This is a genomic window from Bullifex porci (assembly GCF_009695635.1).
Lineage (GTDB): Bacteria > Spirochaetota > Spirochaetia > Sphaerochaetales > Sphaerochaetaceae > Bullifex > Bullifex porci.
Map to the genome: position 1 here is coordinate 1 of NZ_VUNN01000067.1, position 1,034 is coordinate 1,034.

Consider the following 1,034-nt stretch of genomic DNA (forward strand, 5'->3'; position numbering starts at 1 on the left):
AGTTGGTAGCTCTTGATTCCGGCAAACGAACCACCGTTGGAAGCGGTGGTTTTTTTGTTTGCAGGGCATGAGATTACGACGAGAGTAAAAGGATCACAAGAAGATCCGGCTGTTTACCAGTGATTTGGCTTCAGTATTGGCTTCCGCCTAGTGGGGACTTTATCTGGCAATAAAGCTAATCTTAAGGCTTCATAGGATACATATGGCAAGCTCCAATCCCCTAAACTAGCCAGATTACTAATCACTCGACTAGTATCCTTTTCCCTTGGCACTACGATTCCTATTTTTAGCTCAGGCCGATCAGCTTTTATCATTTCTATTGGCGGTATCATATCTGAGTCGTTAGTGCAGAGAACCAATTGTTCTACTTCACCACGAATCGCATCGCGATACATTTCTAAAGCCATTCTAACGTCTGTCTGCTTTTCTTCTAACTTCCAGACCGTTGTTCTATCCGTTTTTGATGGAGGATGCCCCTCATTAAAGGTCATTGCACATTCCTGACGCTCTGAGTAATAACCTTTTATTATCTGTAGCTTATCGCCATAGATCTGTACTAATGCTCGATGGTAGGCTTGCTGAGCTTGGTGCGCCAATTCACCCCGAGAAGCAAACTTTGCCTTGATCTCAGCAGTAAAGAACTTCACCTGAATCAACTGTGATTCTCGTGCTCTTATCGGAAGCAGTTGTTCTTCAAAGAGCTTATAAAGGTCTAACCACTTATATCCCGAACGCTTAACCAATCCGTGATAAAAATTGAACCCATCTACGTAAACTATTGTTCTCATTTTATTTCGCGCATAAAAAAACCGCCTCTAAGGGCGGTTTTAACAACAAAAACTAACGTTAGCAAACAGTTTAAGTTGTAGTACCTCAGGGTTAAAACTAACCGAGAGGGCGGTTTCAAGCTCCTGAAGGAAGACGCGTAACTTAATCGCTGCCCACCTAAAGGGAGGTTTAGAGCCTCAAGGGAGCTGCGTAACTTAATCGCGCTACCAAGAGGTGAGTGTAGATTAAGTATAGTTAAATATAAT

1 protein-coding gene is annotated in these 1,034 nt (G+C 42.7%); it reads right to left on the reverse strand.

Annotated elements, in window-relative coordinates; genetic code table 11:
- Positions 1–113: 113 nt before the first annotated feature.
- Positions 114–788, reverse strand: coding sequence for an NYN domain-containing protein (locus tag FYJ80_RS11660; protein ID WP_154427081.1), 675 nt, complete (start codon positions 786–788; stop codon positions 114–116).
- Between the last annotated feature and the right edge of the window lie 246 nt (positions 789–1,034).

Excerpts from the sequence above, each read along its gene's own strand:
- FYJ80_RS11660 (WP_154427081.1), bottom strand. The coding sequence starts at position 788 with ATGAGAACAATAGTTTACGTAGATGGGTTCAATTTTTATCACGGATTG.